Consider the following 14,957-nt stretch of genomic DNA (forward strand, 5'->3'; position numbering starts at 1 on the left):
CGACGAGTGGGACTTCATGGCGCTCGATCTCATCGGCGCTGCAAAATTACCGCCCTACACCCCAAGGCCACCCCCAACCGATATCAACGCCCCCGCACGCCCACCTTCAAATTCCGCGCATACCAAGGCCGCTGTGGCACCTTGGGCCGCAACTTGCCAAACAGGTCCTCATCGCTATAGATAATCCGCAAGGCCAGCTTCATCGTTTCCGGGTCCATCTCCACACTGCGCCCCGGCCTCAACCCCGGCACTGTAGAGCACCCGTGCGTATCAGGCCCCAACCAAGGGTCGGCCACTTCAACCCAGCGCCCTGGCGCAAACCAGGGCACACCATTGATTTCAAGGCGCCGCACCTCACCGGGGTGAACCCGCTCATGGGCCCGAAACCAGTCCTCGATGCGGTCATCGATCCAACCATGAAACTGCCAGAACACCGGGTTCACGTGGGATGAAAACGGGTCGCCAAGAAAGTCGTTCTGGGCCGCAAACCAGCGCAAGGCGAAATCGTCAGGCGTGCGCGCCGTCGGCACCGGCATGCCGTTGACAGGGTCACGCGGCACCGAAGCCCAGCGCATGTGCAGCCAGTCATGCAGGCCCAGCTCCACTTCCGAACCGAACTGGCCCAGGGTCAACGTGCTCAGGTATTCAGGGTCACTGTAACGCGACTCCCAGACCTGGAAGTTGCCATGGTAGGTATCCGGGCTCTTGATGTCGCGCACCCACTGGGTGTATTCCGCGTCGCCGCTCGCCAGCCAGGTGGGCGGCAAGGCATTCCCATCGTGGTTGTCGAAATAGCGGGCGAAGCCTGCGCGGTCGCGCTCAAGCTCCGGCTGTGGCTGCGGAAACCGCGCCCACGAAGGCAGGTCCTGCAAGGCTCGCGCGCTACCGAGCATATGCCGGTGCATGAAAAAGAAGTCTTCGCCCGAGCCGTTGCGGTCCTTGTGCCGGCCACGCGCGTCACGCTCCCTCTCACGCGGCCCCGGCTGCCAGCCCAAGCCGCGCAGGGCGGCATGTTTGTCCTTGTCCAGCTTGTGCCATTTGTCACGCGAGGCATGCCACAACTGGTGAAACAGACGGTGCTCCGGGGTGATCAGCCAGGCGAGCAACTGCGGGCTCAGTGGCGTGCGCTCACGCGCCTCGGGGAAGGTGTGCTTGAGCGCCAGAAAGTGGTTGTCCTGCACCGGCAACGACAGCGCACGGTCCAGTTGCGCGATACGCCCATTGAGGGTCGCTGGCCCGGCATTGCCAAAGCGGCCCCACACCTCGTCGATGACGATATGGCATTCATAGCGCGCCTGCGTTTCACCCGGCTGGGTCGAGAACAAGCGCCAGCGCAAGGTGCCTGGCTTGTCTGCCAGCAGGTCGCCCACCACGCGGTAGCGCGGCTGTTCATCACTGCGCAGACGCTCGGGGGTGTCCAGATAACCACGCAGCGCCCGGCCACTGGGTGCAACATCCAGGAACAACTCCAGTTCGCCGTCAGGCAAGCCTTGCAGGCCCGCGTCCTTGCCCTGCAGGGTCCAGCGCCAGATCCCGCGCAAGGTGTCACCCAACTGCTGCAACGGTGTATCGGCCAGTTCGACGACCGCCTCGCCGGGGGTTTCCGGGAACGCTTCGGCGGCCCATTGGCGCTGGGCATACCACGCACCGGGCACCACCGCGCCCGTCAATGCCACACCGGCGATGAACCCACGTCGAGAAATCGTCATTGCAACTACCTGTGCATTGATTGCGGCCATGGAGCACGGCCCGTCCAAGGCTAGAACGTTGTACACACCGCAAAATTTACCGTTGCTGGCGTAGACGAGCCGCCGTGGCTGGCTAAATTTCCACACGGCAGGCTCGTTCACTCCAGGTAGCGGCGGCCTCTGTGCCCATCCCTCGACGGTGAACCTACTGAGACCAAGATGACGACTCCACGCTGGAAGAAAGCCCTGTTTATCAGCCTGGCCACGGCCGTGACCGCAGGTGCCGGTTTTGCCGCCTGGCACTACTTCAACACACCGGCAGGCTACTCCAGAGAAGTGGTGCGCCAGGCCAACGACCTGCAGGAACGCATCATCTCGTTCGACAGCCATGTCACCCTGCCGCTGACCTTCGGCACCGAAGGCAGCGAGGCTGACAAAGACGGCAACGGCCGCTTCGACCTCGCCAAGGCCGCCCGCGGGCGGTTGTCCGGCGCCGCACTGACCATCTTCGCCTGGCCCGAATCCTGGACCGGCGACGATGGCCCGCACCGGCCGACCGCAGGCTTCGTCGAAGCCGCGCGCCACACCCAGGAAGTGCGCTACAACGCCATCGACGCCATGGTCCGCGACTTCCCCGAGCAGGTCGGTATCGCCTACACCCCGCAAGACATGCGGCGCCTGCATGGCGAGGGCAAGTTCGCAGTGTTCCTCAGCATGCTCAATGCCTATGCCCTGGGCGACGACGTCGATCAGCTGGACCGCTGGGCCGCACGCGGCGTGCGCATGTTCGGCTTCAGCTATGTGGGCAACAACAGTTGGGCCGACTCTTCGCGCCCGCTGCCGTTCTTCAATGACACCGCCGATGCCCTGGACGGCCTTTCGCCGGTCGGCAAACGTGCCGTGCAGCGGCTCAACGACCTGGGCGTGATCATCGATGTGTCGCAGATGTCGAGCAAGGCACTGGCCCAGGCCATCAGCCTCAGCCGCGCGCCCGTGGTGGCTTCGCATTCGGCCCCGCGGGCCATGGTCGATATCGCCCGTAACCTGTCCGACAAGGAGATGCAACTGATCAAGGACAGCGGTGGGGTGATCCAGCTGGTGGCGTTTTCAACCTATCTCAAGCCGCTGAGCCCCAAGACCCAGGGCAAACTCAACGACCTGCGCGCCCGCTACGACCTGCCGCCACTGGCCAACCTCAACTACGCGTTGATGCCGGGCGACCCGGTCATCGCCGGCTGGCCCGAACAGAAAGTGGGCCAGTACGCCAACGCGCTGTACGGGATCCTCGACGAAGAACCACCGGCCACGCTCAAGGACTTTGGCGACGCCATCGACTACACGGTGCGCAAGGTGGGCATCGACCATGTGGGCCTGAGCTCGGACTTCAACGAAGGCGGCGGCATTGACGGCTGGCACGACGCCAGCGAAGCGCGCAACGTGACCGCCGAGCTGATCAGCCGCGGTTTTTCCGAGGCCGATATCGCCAAGCTCTGGGGCGGCAACTTCCTGCGCGTGTGGGAACAGGTGCAGCACGCCGCACAACCCGCCACCACCTCGTCCCGATAAGCCTGCGAGTGCCTTCATGAACCATCGCCGTACGTTTCTCAAGCAGGCAGGCCTCCTGGCCGCCGCCCTGCCCTTGGCCAGCCAGTGGCTGCCGGGCGCACACGCCGCCTCGCCAGCTGCAGGTGGCGACGCCTGGGCAGGCTTTCGCAGCCTGTTCGAGCTGGACCCGGAGTACGCGCACTTCGCCAACTTCCTGATCACCTCACACCCAAAGCCCGTGCGCGAGGCCATCGAAGCCCTGCGCGCGAGCTTCGACCGGCACCCGGCACGCATGGTCGACTGGGACAGCCAGGCGGAGTGGAAGCACGAAGCCGCCGTGCGCGAGTGGGCGGGCCGCTACCTGGAAGTGAACCCTCGGCAGATCGCCCTGACCGGCAGCACCACAGAAGGCCTGGGCCTGATCTATGGCGGCCTGAAGCTTGCGCCGGGGCAGGAAATCCTCACCACCGTGCACGAGCATTCGGCGGCGCGCCATACCCTGGGCTTTCGCACCGCGCGCGATGGCACGCCGGTGCGCAGATTGCGCCTGTTCGAAAACCCCGCTCTGGTCAGCACTGACCAGGTATTGGGCACCCTCACTACGGCCATCAGCCCCAAGACCCGCGTACTGGGCATGACCTGGGTGCATTCGGGCAGCGGTGTGAAGCTGCCTGTCGGCGAGATCGGCGCACTGGTGCGCGAGGTCAATCGCCAGCGCGACGAGCGCGATCAAATTATCTATGTGATTGACGGCGTGCATGGCTTCGGCGTCGAGGACGTGCGCTTTGCCGACCTGAACTGCGACTACTTCATCGCCGGCACCCACAAGTGGATGTTCGGGCCACGCGGCACCGGGATCATCTGCGCGGCCTCCACCGAGCTCAAGCACCTGAACCCGACCATCGCCACGTTTTCCGAGAATGAAGACTTCGCCACCGTGATGACCCCCGGTGGCTACCATGCCTTCGAGCACCGCTGGGCGCTGGGCAAGGCGTTCGAACTGCACCTGCAGCAGGGTAAGGCGAAGGTCCAGGCGCGTATTCATGGGCTCAACGATTACCTCAAGCAACGCCTGGAGGCGCTTGAGGCGGTCGAGCTGGTGACGCCCCGCAGCGCTGATTACTCGGCAGGTTTCACCTTCTTCAGGGTCAAGGGTCAGGAGGCGGATGACGTGGCTGGGTACCTGAACAGCCAGCGCATTGTCGTCGATGCGGTGTCGCGTGATGCCGGGCCGGTGGTGCGTACCGCGCCTGGGTTGCTCAATACAGAGGCCGAGATCGACCGGCTGGTCGATGTACTGGGACGGCGGGTGCGCTGAGCTGCAGGAAGGGGCGCAAAGCGCCCCCCGGCAATCTCAAACCTTATCCCCAACCCCCTCCAGCCAACGTCCCACATCCTGATAGATACCGCCCACCTGCCCAACAATCCCCGACATGCGCAAAAAGTCATGGGTCAGCCCCTCGACCCGGGCAAACGTCACCTCGGTCCCGCCCGCTACCAACCAATCACGGTAGGCAATCCCTTCGTCATGCAACGGATCGTACTCGGCCACGAACAGATAAGCCGGCGCCAACGGCGCGCGCAGCGTCGACAGCAAGGGCGACACGCGCCAGTCCAGGCGCTGCTCCGGCTGCGGCGCATAGTGCTGGTAGAACCACTCCAAGGTAGGCGTTTCCAGCAGGTAGCCCTCGGCATGTTGCCGATGGGACTCGCGCTGGCAGGAAATATCGGTCACCGGATAGAACAACAACTGCGCCAGCGGCTTGAACGCCAACACCTCGGGCTGTTCGACGGCGGTGATGGCCAGCACCGCAGCCAGGCTGGCGCCGACGCTGTCCCCCGCCAGCACCACTCGGCGATTGTCCAGCCCAAGCGCTGACGCCTGTTCGGCCAGCCAATTGGCGGCATCCAACACATCGTGCAGCGCCACCGGAAACGGCTGCTCCGGTGCCAGTCGGTAATCCGCCGCCAACACTGCGAACTCGCCCATGGCAGCCAGACGGCGGCACACCGAATCATGCGAGTCGAGACTGCCTACAACGTAGCCGCCACCGTGCAGGTAGAAAATCACCGGCTGCAAAGCACCGCCCGCGTCGCCCGTGCGGTATAGCCGCGCTGGCAGGGTGGCGCCATCACGCGCCGGAACGTTCAGCTCGCTCACCTGCAGGCTGCCGGGCGGGCTGGGGTCGAGCACTTGCGAGCTGCCCTCGAACTCCGCCCGGGCCTGGGCCACGTCCATCGCGTGCATGGGCAGGCTTCTGCCCGTCAACCGGCCAAATTCGACCAGCTCCAGAAAACCCGCCAGATCAGGGTGCAATGCCATGTTGGATCCTTGCTTGAACAATGTGACTCGGCTATCCCTACGGAACGTAGAAGGCCCCGCGAAAATTAGCGGCAGGCACGGCTAAATCGACGACGGACACACTCGTTATCCCTGCACAACGAAACCCCGTCAGAGGCTAACCGTGGACCTTCAGAGCATCCTCAGCAAACTGTTCGCCAACGCCCATGCCGTCGGCATCGAAGGCGTGTTCCAGTTCGTCTTCGGCCAGGACCGAGCCTTCTGGTCGGAAGTGCGCGACACCAGCCGCACGGGCGCGGGCCGGCACAGCACCCCGGATGTCACCATCGAAGTGGCCGAGCGCGACTTCCTCGGCATCATGGGCGGCACGGCCAATGTCGAGGAGCTGTTCGCCAGCGCACGCCTGAAAATCACCGGCAACATGGGCCTGGCTACCTTGCTGCCGCAGATCATCAACAACGCCCGCAAAGGTGCGGCGCCGGCCAAGGTGGCGATGAACCAGCGCTACCCCACGCCGGCGCGCCTCAGCGAACGGGTTTCGGCGGCGCTGCCAGTGCAGCGCGAGGTGCTGCGCATAGCCCGGGCCGACATGCCGCTGTCGCGCTTTCAAAGCGAGTTTCTGCTGCATGGCACCCCTGTGGTACTCAGCGACGCCCTGCAGGACTGGCCACTGTTCAGCATGGGCCGCGAGGCTTCGCTCGAGCATTTCGCCGAGCTGCAGGGCATTACCCGGCATGGCGACTACGTCAAGAAAACCTTCTCCACCGACCGCGACTTCCGCTCGACCTCCATGGCCGACTTCATCGCTTCGCTGGACAAACCGGCCAAGCCTGGCGAGACACCGGCCTACATGGGCAACAACATCGTCCCGGAAAAACTCCTGACACTGATCCGCTTTCCGGATTACTTCGAGCGTCAGCGCTTCATCTCGCCCCGCATCTGGATCGGCCCCAAGGGTACCCTGACGCCCCTGCACCGCGACGACACCGACAACCTGTTCGCCCAAGTCTGGGGCCAGAAGTCGTTCATCCTCGCCGCACCTCACCACCGGGCAGCGCTGGGCACCTGGTCGACCAGCCCCAAAGGGGGCCTTGACGGCTGCGACTTCAACCCCGACGCGCCAGACTACCAACGCTTCCCGGCGGCGCGCGCGGTGCCCTTCCTGCGCGTGGTGCTGCAGGCCGGGGACCTGTTGTTCCTGCCTGAAGGCTGGTTCCATCAGGTGGAGTCGGTATCCACCTCGTTGTCGGTGAACTTCTGGGTGAACTCCGGGCGCGGCTGGTAGCCGCCCTTGCGGGGGTTAATTTGCGGTGGCGTCGGCTCGTTTCTAGAGAAACCCGCTTGCAAGAGGACGCCCGCATGGCCACCCCCACCCGCCTGTCCCAGGCGCTGCAGCATGGCTTGCGCCGGCTGATCAAGGGCCGCTCGCCGAGCACCAGCGCCTATCGCATATTCGACCTGGTGCTGGCTCGGCGCATCAGCCTCAGCCCGTCGTTGACGCGCCTGGTGTTCACCGGCCCCGATGTCGCGCAAATGACCACCTTGGCCCCCGACCAGCGCGTGAAGCTGTTCTTCCCGGCCGCCGATGGCTCGTTGCCCAGCCTGCCCAACGACACCCACTGGAAAGCCGCGCACAGTGCACTGGCGCCGGCCCAACGCCCACCCATGCGCACCTACACCATTCGCAACTTGCGCCGGGAAGCCCTGGAGGTAGATGTCGATTTCGTGCTGCATGGCGTCAACGGGCCCGCCTCGGCCTGGGCCACCCAGGCCCAGGTGGGTGACGGCCTGCAGATGGTCGCCCCCAACTTGGCCTACGCCGGCGACCCCGGGGGTTATGAATGGAAGCCGCCGCAGGGGGTACGCGAGGTGCTGCTGGTCGGGGACGAAACGGCACTGCCGGCCATCGCCGGTATCCTCGAGCAATTGGCCGACGTACAGCCCGAGCTTGCCGTGCAAGCTTTCATCGAGGTGCCCTTGGAGGCCGACTGCCTGGCGTTGCACCATGGCACCGCCACGCGTCTGCACTGGCTACCCCGTGAACTGCTGCATTGCGGCCATGGCCAGGCCATGCAACATGCCGTACGCGAACTGGCCAGCCTGCCGAATGGGAGCGCAGCGCCCCGGCTGAAGCTGGAAGAAGTGGACATCGACACGCGCATCTTGTGGGAGCAGGCCAGCACTACCAGCAACAGCGCCTTTCACGCCTGGGTAGCGGGTGAGTCGGCGACGGTGATGGATATCCGGCGGTACCTGATCAAGGAACGTGGGCTGCCGCGGGACTGCCTGACGTTGATGGGCTATTGGCGGGCTGGACGCACGTTAGATTGAGCCATTGCCGGGGCCGCAACGCGGCCCCGGCATGTGTCAGACCGCAGCTTTCAGTGCCTCGGCAAACCGCTGCGCCACCTCGTCGATTTGCTCGCCACTGATAATCAGCGGTGGCAGGAAGCGCACCACTGCACCGTGGCGCCCCCCCAACTCCAGGATCAGGCCACGCTTGAGGCATTCACGCTGAACCTTGGGCGCCAACTCGCGGTTGGCCACAGGGTGCCCCAGGGCATCGCGTTGGCCGTGCGGGTCGACCAGCTCTACCCCGAGCATCAGCCCACGGCCCCGGATATCGCCCAACTGCGGATAATCCCGCTGCAGGTGCAGCAAGTGCTGGCGCAGGCGCTGGCCCATGGCCTCGGCGTGCTCGGCCAGGTGATGCTCGACCAAGTAATGGATCACCGCCGAGCCTGCGGCCATGGCCATCTGGTTGCCACGGAAGGTGCCGGCATGGGCGCCTGGCTTCCAGGTGTCCAGCCAGTCGCGGTACACCACCACCGCCAGCGGCAGGCTGCCGCCGATGGCCTTGGACAAGGTCACCACGTCCGGCACGATACCGGCATGCTCGAAGGCGAACATCCGCCCGGTGCGGGCAAAGCCACTCTGGATCTCGTCGACGATCAGCGCCACGCCGGCTTGCTCGGTGATCCGTCGCACGCCCTTGAGCCACTCGATATCGGCGGGCACAACGCCACCTTCGCCCTGCACCACTTCGAGGATCACCGCTGCCGGCAGTGGCACGCCGCTTTCAGGGTCGAGCAGCAGGTTTTCCAGGTAATGCAGGTTGGCCTTGACCCCGGCTTCGCCCCCCAGGCCGAACGGGCAACGGTAGTCGTAGGGGTACGGCATGAACTGCACCCCGTTGCCCAGCAGGGCACCCAGCGGCTGTTTCGGCCCGTGGCTGCCCATCAGGCTCAGCGCGCCCTGGCTCATGCCATGGTAGGCGCCCTGGAAGGCCAGCACGGTGCTGCGCCCGGTGGCGCCACGCACCAGTTTGAGCGCCGCTTCAACAGCATCGGTGCCGGTCGGGCCGCAGAATTGCACTTTGGCTTCCCGGCGCAGCGCTTCGGGCAGTACGCCGAACAGGTCCTGGACAAAGCGGTCCTTGACCGGCGTGGTCAGGTCGAGGGTGTGCAGCGGCAGTTCGTCGGCCAGCACTTGCTGGATCGCCTCGATCACCACGGGGTGGTTATGGCCCAGGGCCAAGGTGCCGGCGCCGGCCAGGCAGTCGATGAACTGGCGGCCTTCGACATCTTCGACATGGATGCCACGGGCGCGCTTGAGCGCCAGTGGAATACGCCGCGGGTAGCTGCGGGCGTTGGATTCCTGTTGCTGCTGGCGTTGCAGCAACGGCGAATCGTTGAACTCGTACAGGGGTTGCGGCGCACTGGCCGGCAAGACCTGGGCAAGGCGGGTAGCGGTCGACATGGTAGATCCTCGCAAGCAAGCGAAAGTGCCCCGCCACGCCCCTGTAAGCAGATGTGTGCGGGTAGTTGTCGCTTGGGAAACGCTTCAGCGCCGGGAGGATTTAGCGGTTGTTGCGGGATTTTTAGGGTTCGTTACGGGATGCTGGGAGGGTTTGTCGGGAGATGGGGGGCGGGTAGGTGCCTGCAACAGCACGCGCAAGCCATCGCTGCGGCTGTCGAAACGTAAGGTGCCGGCGCAACGCTGAACAATCGCCTGGACGATCGCCAAGCCCAGCCCACACCCGCCACTCTGGCCATTGCGCCAGAACCGCTCGGTCAGGTGCTGCAAGTCGTCGTCGGCAATCCCCGGCCCGTGGTCACGCACCATGAAGCCCACCTGGCCGTCAGCCATCTGCACTTCCAGCTCCACCGCGCTTTCGCCACCATGGCGCAAGGCGTTGTCCAGCAGGTTGCGCAAGGCCGCGACCGCCAGCGGCGCGGGCATGCCCAGGTAGATCTGCGTGGCCTGCTCGGGCAGGCGCAGCACGATCCGCCGGTTGTCGCCGCCGCCGGCATCCTGCACCGCCTGCCGGGCGACCTGCTCGGCGCTGCACTGCACGCCATCCTCGAACGACAGGCTGCCCTCGACACGCGCCAGCATCAGCAGTTGCTCGAGCGTGCGGTGCATGCGGTCGGCACCTTGTTCGGCATGCTCCAGCGCCTGCTCGCGCACCGCGCCATCGGTCATGCGCGCCACCTGCAGGTGGGTCTTGATCGCCGTCAGCGGGCTGCGCAATTCATGGGCCGCGTCATCGGTCAGGCGTCGCTCGCGTTCGAGGGTCTGGGCAATGCGCAGGAACAACTGGTTCTGGGTTTCCAGCAGCGGTTGCAGCTCGCTGGGCATGCCGGCCACCTGCAAGGGTTCGACACTGTCGGCACGCCGCCGACGCAGGGCGTCGCGCATCCTATTGAGCGGCTCCAGGCCCTTGCCCAGGCCGATCCACAACAGGCCGAGGCTGCCGAGCAACGCCATCAGCACCGGTGCCGAGGCTGCCAGCAGGATCGACTGGTTCAGGGCCTCGCGCTCCATGTGGCGGTCGGCGGTGGTGATGCGCACATCTCCGTGGTTGTAGGTGAACGTACGCCACAACGCGTCGTCGATGGTCTGGTCACGGAAGCCGCTGCGCTGATCATCCATCGCCCCGTCATGCTTGTGGTTGCTGGCCAGGATCTCGCCCCGCAGTGAGCTCACCTGGCAGGCCATGCCATCCGGCACGCTGAACTGGTCGGCGGAAAAATGCGCATCCTCGCCCTTGGCCGCCAATGGCTGCGGCAACTGGTCGATCAGCCCGGCAACCATGCGCGCCGAAGCCACCAGGCGCTGGTCGAGGGAAAACATCATCTGCTGGCGCAGGTCGCGCAGCATCCATGCGGCAGCCAGTACCCAGATGATCACGAAGGCGCTGCCCAGGATCAGGCTCAGGCGTACCCGCAGGCTCATGGCGCAACCTCTTCCGGTGCCTGCGCAGGGCCAAGCCGGTAGCCCAGGCCACGCACGGTTTCGACGATGCTGTTACCGAGCTTGCGGCGCAAATGGTGAATATGCACATTGAGGGCGTTGCTCTCGACCTCGTCACTGAAGCCGTACACGCAATCTTTCAACTGTTCGCTGGACAGCACCCGCCCTGGGTTCTGCAGCAGGGCCTGGAGCAGCGCCTGCTCACGGCGGGAAAGGTCGACCGGCTGGCCGGCCAGGGTCGCTTCGCAGCTGCTGGGGTCATAACGCAGCGGCCCATGCTCGATGGCATTCACCGCCCGCCCGGCCACACGGCGCAGCAAGGTGTGCAGGCGCGCTGCCAGCTCGCGCAGGTCGAACGGCTTGAGCAGGTAGTCGTCGGCGCCGGCCTGCAGGCCATCGACCCGGTCGGTGACCGCATCGCGCGCCGTGAGCACCAGCACCGGCAACGTCTCGCCCTGCTGACGCAGGCGCCGCAGCAGCTTGAGGCCGTCTTCATCGGGCAGCCCGAGGTCGAGGATCATCACATCAAACTGCGCCGCCTGGAGCATCGCCCGTGCACCCGCAGCATTGGCGACCCGGTCCACGGTCAGGCCCTGGGCGGTGAGGCCGGCGCAGATGCCGCTGGCGATCAGGTCATCGTCCTCGCAGAGCAGAACGTGCATGGTGGGGCTCCGGGTTGGGTGAGGCAGATACTGCACCACGGGTGGATTAAGTGGAGATTATGGACCTGGCGCGTGCGTTTGGGGGGGATGTAGGACCGGGTTAACCTTGGGTTAATCGACCCAGGCCAGCATGGCCCACTTCAACGTACTGCCAAGGCGAAGACATGCGCGCCCTCTTTCTGTTCCTGACACTGCTGCTGGCCGGCCCCCTGCAAGCCAACCCGTTCGACGTCAAACCCGACTTCCTGCCGGTCGATCAGGCGTTTGTGCTGAGCCACGACCGCCAGGCCGATGGCCAGATGCGTCTGTTCTTCCAGATCAAGCAAGGTTACTACCTTTACCAGAAGCGCCTGAAGTTCGACGGCCTGCCCGCCGAGCAGCAGCCGCAGTTGCCGCCTGCGCTCAACCACCACGACGAATTCTTCGGCGACAGTGCGGTGTACCGCGACCAACTCGAACTGCTGATCCCCGCCAACGCACAAGGCCAGCTACGCCTGGGTTGGCAGGGCTGCGCCGACGCCGGCCTGTGCTACCCGCCGCAGACCACCGCCATCGACCTGGGTGGCAGCGTGACCCCGGCCGCCGATCAGGCCAGCGACCAGGCCCTGGCCAGCAACCTGCAACAGGGCAACCTGGCGTGGGGCCTGCTGGCCTTCTTCGGCCTTGGCCTGCTGCTGGCCTTCACCCCCTGCTCGCTGCCGATGCTGCCGATTCTCGCCGGGCTGGTACTGGGCAATGGCGCCAGCGCCCGACGCGGCTGGTTACTGGCCGCGGTGTACGTGCTGAGCATGGCCTTGGTGTACGCCGGCCTGGGCGTGGTGGCGGCGCTGCTCGGCGCCAGCCTGCAGGCCTGGTTGCAGCAACCCTGGCTGCTGGGCAGCCTGGCGGCATTGTTCGTGGTGCTGGCGCTGCCGATGTTCGGCGCCTTCGAGCTGCAGCTGCCCGCCGCCCTGCGCGACCGTCTCGACCGCGCCGGGCAAGGTACCCGTGGCGGCAACCTGTACGGTGCCGCGCTGCTCGGGGCGCTCTCCGGCCTGCTGCTCGGCCCGTGCATGACCGCGCCGCTGGCCGGGGCGCTGCTGTACATCGCCCAGAGCGGCGACGTGCTGCATGGCGCGCTGGTGCTGTTCAGCCTGGGCCTGGGCATGGGCGTGCCGCTGCTGTTGCTGGTCACGCTGGGCAATCGCTACCTGCCGCGACCAGGCGCGTGGATGAACCTGGTCAAGGGCGTGTTCGGCTTCGTGTTCCTGGCCATGGCCCTGTATACCGTGCGCAGCCTGCTGCCACAGGCCCTGCTGCTGGCCCTGAGCGGCGCCTGGCTGATCGCCCTGGCCTGGGCCGCATGGCCGGCCCTGCAGCGTATGCCTGCGCTGCGTGCGCTGCCTTTGCTGGGCGCGCTGTGGGGCGGGCTATTGCTGGTCGGTGCAGCAGCCGGGGGCGATGACCTCTGGCAACCCTTGCGGCCGTTCGCCGGGGGTAGCGGGCCTGCGTCGGTGCAACCGGCAGAGGATGCATTCGTGACCGTCAGCCGCCCCGAGGACCTGCAACGTGAGCTGGACGCCGCCAAGGCCCGTGGCCAATGGGTGATGCTTGACTACTATGCCGACTGGTGCGTGTCGTGCAAGGTCATGGAAAAGAAGGTGTTTGCCCGTGCCGACGTACACGCCGGCCTGGCCGGCGTGCACCTGCTGCGCCTGGACGTCACCGCCGACACCCCGGCCAGCCAGGCACTGCTGCAACGCTACCAGGTACCCGGCCCGCCCAGCATCATCTGGGTCGGCCCGGAAGGCGACGAACGCCGCGCGCGGCGCATCACCGGTGAAGTGGATGCTGCCGCGTTCCTGCAACACTGGACCCAGACCAGGAGCCAAGGCTGATGCTGACCGTAACCCTCGGGCCATTGACCATGGCCCTCAACCACCTGCTGATGCTCACCGCCCTGGTGATCGCCAGCGTGGTCGGCTGGTGGGTCGCCCGCCGCGGCGGCGAAAGCCCGGAGTCGGCACTCTTCAACCTGTTTCTGATTGGCGTGCTGTGCGCGCGCCTGGGCTTCGTCGTGGCCTACTGGCCGATGTACCGCGATGACCTGGTACAAGTCATCGACATCCGCGACGGCGGCTTCCTGTTCTGGTCCGGCCTTGCCGGCATCGTGCTCGGCGCGCTCTGGCAAGGCTGGCGACACCCGGGCCTGCGCCGCCCGCTGGGTTGGGCCTTGTTCAGCGGTGCGCTGTTCTGGGGCCTCAGCAGCCTGGGCGGCCACCTGTACAGCAAAGGCACCGAGCTGCCTGAGCTGAGCCTGCGCAACGCCGGCGGCCAACCCGTGGCGCTGCACAGCTACCGTGGCAAGCCACTGGTCATCAACATCTGGGCCACCTGGTGCCCGCCCTGCCGGCGCGAAATGCCGGTGCTGCAACAGGCCCAAGGTGACTACCCCCACGTAACCTTCCTCTTCGTCAACCAGGGTGAGACGCCCGAGAACGTCAGCACCTTCCTCGCCACCACCGGCCTGAGCCTGACCCACGTGCTGTTCGACGGCGCCGGCCAACTGGCCCAACGGGTCGGCTCGATGGCCCTGCCCACCACGCTGTTCTACGACAGTGACGGGCGGCTGATCGGCAGCCACCTAGGCGAGCTGTCACGGGCCAGCCTGCGCCACGCCCTGGAACCTTTCGACCGGGCCGCCGCGCCCACCCCTGCCGCACAAGGAAACTGACATGCGATTGACTGCACTGCTGCCCCTGTCCCTGGCCCTGCTGGCCGCCCCGCCGCTGCACGCCGAAGAAGCGCTGCCCAAGGCGATCCAGCAACTGCAAGCCAAGGGCGCCGTGATCAAGGGCAGCTTCGATGCCCCCGATGGCCTGCGCGGTTATGCCGCCGAGTACCAGAACAACGGCATCGCCCTGTACCTGACGCCTGACGGCAAGCATGTGCTGGTCGGCAGCCTGTTCGACGAACAAGGCCAGGACCTCAGCGCCGCCCCGCTGGACAAGCTGGTCTACGGGCCGATGAGCAAGGCCATCTGGGCGAAGATGGAAAAAACCGCCTGGATCGCCGATGGCAAGGCCGATGCGCCACGCATCGTCTACCTGTTCAGCGACCCCAACTGCCCGTACTGCAATATGTTCTGGCAGCAGGCGCGGCCATGGGTGGAATCGGGCAAGGTGCAGTTGCGCCATATCATGGTCGGCATCATTCGCGAGGACAGCCCGGGCAAGTCGGCGGCGTTGCTGGCGGCCAAGGACCCGGCCAAGGCGCTGGCACAGCACGAGAAGGCCGGCAAGGCCAGTTCGCTCAAGGCGCTGGAGAAAGTGCCGGAGGCAGTGCAGAAGCAGCTGGAAGGGAACATGGCGTTGATGGAGGAAATGGGGTTGCAAGCAACCCCGGCGATCTTCTATCAGGATGAGCAGGGCAACCTGCAGAGCCAGCAAGGGGCACCAAGGCCGGAGATGCTGGGGAAGATACTCGGCAAGCGGTAGTGCATGCCGTGGGTATTAGGTGGCGGCG

11 protein-coding genes and 1 pseudogene are annotated in these 14,957 nt (G+C 65.8%); 7 read left to right on the plus strand and 5 right to left on the minus strand.

Translation table 11 applies throughout. The annotated features are described in order from the left end of the window. Positions 1–83 precede the first annotated feature (83 nt). Complete coding sequence (gene pvdP, locus NP534_RS13480; RefSeq protein ID WP_274099026.1) at positions 84–1,709, minus strand: pyoverdine maturation tyrosinase PvdP; 1,626 nt, start codon at positions 1,707–1,709, stop codon at positions 84–86. 198 nt (positions 1,710–1,907) lie between these two features. On the opposite strand from pvdP, the gene NP534_RS13485 reads away from it, so the two are divergent. Together NP534_RS13485 and pvdN are read left to right on the plus strand one after the other, a co-directional pair. Beyond that, positions 1,908–3,254 (plus strand): dipeptidase, encoded by a 1,347-nt coding sequence (locus tag NP534_RS13485; RefSeq protein WP_274099027.1) that lies wholly within the window; start codon positions 1,908–1,910, stop codon positions 3,252–3,254. 16 nt (positions 3,255–3,270) lie between these two features. After that, positions 3,271–4,551, plus strand: a complete 1,281-nt coding sequence (gene pvdN, locus NP534_RS13490; protein WP_274099028.1) for a pyoverdine-tailoring periplasmic protein PvdN — start codon at positions 3,271–3,273, stop codon at positions 4,549–4,551. A gap of 36 nt (positions 4,552–4,587) precedes the next feature. On the opposite strand, the gene NP534_RS13495 is transcribed toward pvdN, so the two are convergent. After that, positions 4,588–5,556, minus strand: a complete 969-nt coding sequence (locus NP534_RS13495) for an alpha/beta hydrolase (protein ID WP_274099029.1) — start codon at positions 5,554–5,556, stop codon at positions 4,588–4,590. 142 nt (positions 5,557–5,698) lie between these two features. On the opposite strand from NP534_RS13495, the gene NP534_RS13500 reads away from it, so the two are divergent. Beyond that, the gene (locus tag NP534_RS13500) at positions 5,699–6,820 is read left to right on the plus strand and encodes a cupin-like domain-containing protein (protein ID WP_274099030.1); all 1,122 of its coding nucleotides are present in this window, start codon (positions 5,699–5,701) and stop codon (positions 6,818–6,820) included. Positions 6,821–6,894: 74 nt separating this feature from the next. After that, positions 6,895–7,866 (plus strand): siderophore-interacting protein, encoded by a 972-nt coding sequence (locus NP534_RS13505; RefSeq protein ID WP_274099031.1) that lies wholly within the window; start codon positions 6,895–6,897, stop codon positions 7,864–7,866. Between the two features lie 36 nt (positions 7,867–7,902). Here the strand turns inward: NP534_RS13505 and NP534_RS13510 are convergent, their stop codons facing one another. The 3 genes and pseudogenes from NP534_RS13510 to NP534_RS13520 form a co-directional block, all read right to left on the minus strand. Then, positions 7,903–9,294, minus strand: coding sequence for an aspartate aminotransferase family protein (locus tag NP534_RS13510; protein ID WP_274099032.1), 1,392 nt, complete (start codon positions 9,292–9,294; stop codon positions 7,903–7,905). A gap of 165 nt (positions 9,295–9,459) precedes the next feature. Then, a pseudogene (locus tag NP534_RS13515) lies at positions 9,460–10,773 on the minus strand (ATP-binding protein); the annotation flags it as partial. Then, positions 10,770–11,453, minus strand: a complete 684-nt coding sequence (locus NP534_RS13520) for a response regulator (RefSeq protein WP_274099033.1) — start codon at positions 11,451–11,453, stop codon at positions 10,770–10,772. The gene NP534_RS13520 and the pseudogene NP534_RS13515, both read right to left, overlap by 4 nt. Positions 11,454–11,617: 164 nt before the next feature. On the opposite strand from NP534_RS13520, the gene dsbD reads away from it, so the two are divergent. Genes dsbD through dsbG form a run of 3 tightly spaced genes read left to right on the plus strand, consistent with a single transcriptional unit; the run spans position 11,618 to position 14,929 of the window. Continuing rightward, positions 11,618–13,330 carry a protein-disulfide reductase DsbD gene (dsbD, locus tag NP534_RS13525; protein ID WP_274099034.1) on the plus strand — a complete coding sequence of 571 codons (1,713 nt, stop codon included), beginning with the start codon at positions 11,618–11,620 and terminating at the stop codon, positions 13,328–13,330. Next, positions 13,330–14,166, plus strand: coding sequence for a TlpA family protein disulfide reductase (locus NP534_RS13530; protein WP_274099035.1), 837 nt, complete (start codon positions 13,330–13,332; stop codon positions 14,164–14,166). Before dsbD ends, NP534_RS13530 begins: the two co-directional genes overlap by 1 nt. 1 nt (position 14,167) lies before the next feature. Continuing rightward, positions 14,168–14,929, plus strand: a complete 762-nt coding sequence (dsbG, locus tag NP534_RS13535; protein ID WP_274099036.1) for a thiol:disulfide interchange protein DsbG — start codon at positions 14,168–14,170, stop codon at positions 14,927–14,929. Positions 14,930–14,957: the final 28 nt, after the last annotated feature.

This window comes from Pseudomonas sp. 39004, assembly GCF_028682155.1.
Taxonomy (GTDB): domain Bacteria; phylum Pseudomonadota; class Gammaproteobacteria; order Pseudomonadales; family Pseudomonadaceae; genus Aquipseudomonas; species Aquipseudomonas capeferrum.